This is a genomic window from Microcoleus sp. PH2017_08_TRC_O_A, from assembly GCF_020738665.1.
Classification (GTDB): Bacteria; Cyanobacteriota; Cyanobacteriia; order Cyanobacteriales; family Microcoleaceae; genus Microcoleus.
On sequence record NZ_JAEQCE010000171.1, the window covers coordinates 1 to 3,999 of the forward strand.

A 3,999-nucleotide genomic window follows, 5' to 3' on the forward strand; every position below is an offset into this window, starting at 1 on the left:
CGGTGTATTGCCGCTAACAGTGGCAATTTTATTTGCCATTTGGAAAAAGGAATCAGGAATCCCAGATTGGTTAGGCAAAAGTGTAAAACCATGAGTCAATACGCTCACGCTGCTGAAAGGACTGTTGCTATCAGGAGGTAGGGTTTTAAACTGCCCCAAATCTTTGGTCACAGCGCCGCTATTACTCACAGCTTCAACAGCAAAATTGTAGTTCTGCCCCGCAGTAAGACTCCTCGGTAGCGTGAAGTTAGTGCTAGTATTTGCGGGGTCATTTAAAGGTTGGTTAAGAGGCGTAATCCCGTCATGACCGTACCACTTACCAGTATCTTTCTTCCAAGTCGCTGTCAGAATTCGGTTGGGATTGAAATCGTCATAACCGTTCCAAGGCTTGGAAAGAAGTTGACGCTTTTGTGTTTCCGAGAATCCGGGAAGGAGTGCCGAATCTGATAAATTGACAACCTTATCCCAAGGCAACAAACCCTCCCCTTTATCAAACGTACTGACAAAAAGATTAACTTCTTTCACATCCTCCCAACCAGGATCAAACTGCCATTGAAAAGTCGGAGTCAGGTCAGAGGATGATTGTACTATAATTCAGAAGTCAAACTAATTAAATAGATAATTTATGAACGCTGAAGAATTGCTCGAACGGTATGCCAGTGGAGAAAGAGACTTTGCTGGGGTTGACTTGAGAAGGGTTGATCTATGTAATGCCAATTTGAGTGGTATTAATTTGAGCAATTCTTATATTGAAGAAAGTGGGCTGATACACATCAATTTGAGCGGTGCAAATTTAGAGGGTATTGATTTAAGGGATATTGTTTTGGAAAATGCCAACTTGACTGCTGTGAATATGATCGAGGCTAACTTAAGTGAAATCAATTTAATGTGTACCAATATAACAAATGCAAATTTTAATGGTACTTGCCTTTCTAATGTCCGCCTTCTCTACGCTAACCTATCGAGAAGTATATTCATAAATACCAATATGAATGAAGTTTATTTTGATGGTACTAACTTGACCAATGCTGATTTTAGAGATGCTAAAGATGCTTATCTTGATGATATATACATCTTCGATCCCTACCTAAGATATGCTGCCGTTAAGCCTGTTAGCCCGCATCTTATTGAGAGAGGAGGGGCTATTTTTTGTCGCACTATTATGCCAGATGGGAGTATCTGTAATGACGGTTGCGATCGAATCAGATCGTGAAACCAGCCACCTATCCTATGGAGAACTACTAACAATAGGATCTATAATCGTAATAGAGATTTAGGAGGAGAGTTATGGATGCTAAAGAATTGATCGAGAGGTACGCTGCCGGAGAGAGGGATTTCCCTGGAGTTGATTTAAGTCGTGCTAACTTAAACGTTGCTGACGTGACATACGTCGAAGACCTAGAACCAGGTCAAAATGACTTGAGCGGTATCAATCTCAGCGGTGCTAACTTGACTGGAGCAAATCTGAGGCTTGTTAATCTCAGCGGTGCTAACTTAAGTAGTGCTAAGCTTTCTAGCGCTAAGCTAGCTGAAGCTGACCTATCGGGGGCAAATCTCAGCAATGCTAATTTATTTTCTGCCCAATTAGGTCGAATCGATCTGAGTGGAGCTGACTTAAGTGGGGCAATCTTGGATTGTACCGACTTAGACTATGCCAACTTAAGTAGAGCTAACCTCAGCGGGGCAAGTATAGCTGAAGCTATGTTGGAAGGGATTGACTTGAGCGGTTCTAATTTGAGAAATGCTAATTTGACAGAGAGCGCTCTTTGCAATGCTAATTTAACAGGGGCTTGCTTAAGAGATACCAAATTCTATGAGCCTTGGCTAGTGGGAGCTAACCTAACAAATGTAGACTTAAGTGAAGCTATTATCAATTTAGAGTTTGCTAATATTGACAGAATTAGTGGCGCAATTTTGTGTAATACAACTATGCCAGATGGCAGTATTAGGAATGACCATTACGAGTGAGCTTGCCATAGCCAAGAATTAATTTGATATGAGCAGACGGGTGATGAGCGGCTAATATTAGATATAAACAGATTCAAAATCAAAGTTATGGATGCTGAAGAATTACTCAAACGATATGCCAGTGGAGAGAGGGATTTCTCTGGAATTAATTTGAGACGTGTTCATCTAGAAGGGAGTAACTTGAATGGCATCAATCTCAGTGGTACTGAACTCTATGATGCCAGACTGAAAAATGTTAACCTAAGTGGTGCTAACCTCAGTGGTGCTGATATGAACTCAAGCACCTTGGAGCAGGTCCAGTTGAATAATGCCAACCTCAGTAAGGCTAATCTTTGTTACACCACCACAAAAGATTCTAGTCTCAAGCGAGTTAACCTGGAGGGGGCTATGCTGGCAGAAGCTGGTATGTTCACCGTCGATCTAGAAGGTGCTAACCTCAAAAAAGTTATTTTAGATGAAGCAGGTTTTTCCGACTGCAACCTGAGAGATGCCATTTTTGACGATCATAATTGGTGGCGTCGTTGTTATGTGAAAAACACTATCATGCCTGGAGGAACCCCTCTCACAAACGAGATTGAGGACTGAAGCGGAGACAGGACGTACACCCGCTTCATTAGTAGGAATCAGCGTTGTACTAACTAGGCAATAATCCGTTATCTCTCTCCTCTATTTTATCTTGAATAGTCTCAGGTAACTCAGACAGGAAGTTATATCCTGTTAATCCTTCCAAGTAATCAATACTCACGCGCCAATCTCGCCAATTATTCCAGTTCGTGATTTCGCGATTGGTTTCTCCTGGCAGGGGGAAGTCTCTTGGAGTAACCAGAGATGCTCGATTAGGCACCATGATAGCAACCACTTCCGTGTTAGCTGTAATGTCGTCAATACTCTGACCTGCGACCAGAGGCACGACAATCTTCCAAGTAAACTCAGGAATCAAAATTCCTTTGGGGTTCACTGTCCAAGTTCCATCAGGATCGAGTACCGTGCGACCGTCTGGGCTTACTGAGACTAGGTTCCCGATCGCGCGATTTGGATCGTACCCATATCCGCCAGCAACAATGTAATAATCTCTCGCAACACTGGAATTTTCAAGGGAGGTACGAATATTGTCTTCAAAAAATTTCCATGCGCCTTGATTGTTATTACGATGCTGAGGCAGCATATTTGACGTGAGGAATGTAGAGTAAACATCCTTGCTAGTGCGATCGCGGTCTGCCACTGGAGTCATGTGCCCTTTTTCCATCCCGCGCTCGTTCAGTCGATAATCAGGCCCCTCTGTACGCACCCAGCTACTAGGCAGATCGCTATCTCCAAGCCAGGGATAGTCTACTCGCCCCGCTGGATAAGTTCCATCTGGAAAACCTGCGGGAGGATAGCCAGGTGGGCTAGTACCTAGTCCAGGTCGCGGAGTATTACCCAACCAACTTTTGTTGAGTTGCCAACTCACCCAATTGGGGCTTTTGGTAGCATCATTGTATGAAAGCGTGTACTGTGGCTTCTCAATTAGGTAGTTTTCACCGTGAGTATTTTCAGAAGACCGGGCAAAGCTTGGATTCCCAAGTTTTGTAGAAATGCTCTTAAAGAAGACATCATCCAGATAAACCGTATTATTTCCTTCTAACTCAAACTTAAGTTTTGCTGACTTACCACGCAATACTTCAGGTACATCAACGTGGAAAGTTTCAAACCCTAAATTACCATAACCAATGCGGTTAGTGTCAGTATCAGCATAGCCTATAGGGTAAGCTATTTCTGGTAAGGCACCGGGATTGACTCGACCATCGGCTACTCTCAAGTCAATGTTACCTATGGGTTGATAATTTTCATAACCAGGTTCATCGCCTTTCATAGAAACCTTTAACGTGCCACCATTAGGATTAGGAACATGAAGATTAAATCGCAACGCACCCCAGTCAGGCACAACAAACTGATTGTGTGTAATGCTGTCACCAGATGTTAATCTCAGAGCGTAGTTAGGTTGAGCTGGATCGTACCCTACCTCTGGTCTGTAATTGTCGAGACTAGGAA

General features: G+C 43.1%; 4 protein-coding genes and 1 pseudogene. 3 read left to right on the plus strand and 2 right to left on the minus strand.

Annotated features, from left to right (window positions below):
- A pseudogene (locus JGK22_RS32565) lies at positions 1–525 on the minus strand (DNA/RNA non-specific endonuclease); the annotation flags it as partial.
- 100 nt (positions 526–625) lie between these two features.
- Between JGK22_RS32565 and JGK22_RS32570 the strand changes: the two are divergent.
- From JGK22_RS32570 to JGK22_RS32580, 3 genes are all read left to right on the plus strand, one after another.
- The gene (locus tag JGK22_RS32570; RefSeq protein ID WP_293209047.1) at positions 626–1,213 is read left to right on the plus strand and encodes a pentapeptide repeat-containing protein; all 588 of its coding nucleotides are present in this window, start codon (positions 626–628) and stop codon (positions 1,211–1,213) included.
- Positions 1,214–1,287: 74 nt separating this feature from the next.
- Positions 1,288–1,968 (plus strand): pentapeptide repeat-containing protein, encoded by a 681-nt coding sequence (locus JGK22_RS32575; protein ID WP_293209050.1) that lies wholly within the window; start codon positions 1,288–1,290, stop codon positions 1,966–1,968.
- 87 nt (positions 1,969–2,055) lie between these two features.
- Complete coding sequence (locus tag JGK22_RS32580; RefSeq protein WP_293209053.1) at positions 2,056–2,553, plus strand: pentapeptide repeat-containing protein; 498 nt, start codon at positions 2,056–2,058, stop codon at positions 2,551–2,553.
- Positions 2,554–2,602: 49 nt separating this feature from the next.
- Here JGK22_RS32580 and JGK22_RS32585 read toward each other — a convergent pair.
- Positions 2,603–3,999, minus strand: a 1,397-nt coding sequence (locus tag JGK22_RS32585; protein ID WP_293209056.1) for a DNA/RNA non-specific endonuclease, incomplete at its 5' end; no start/stop codon positions are given.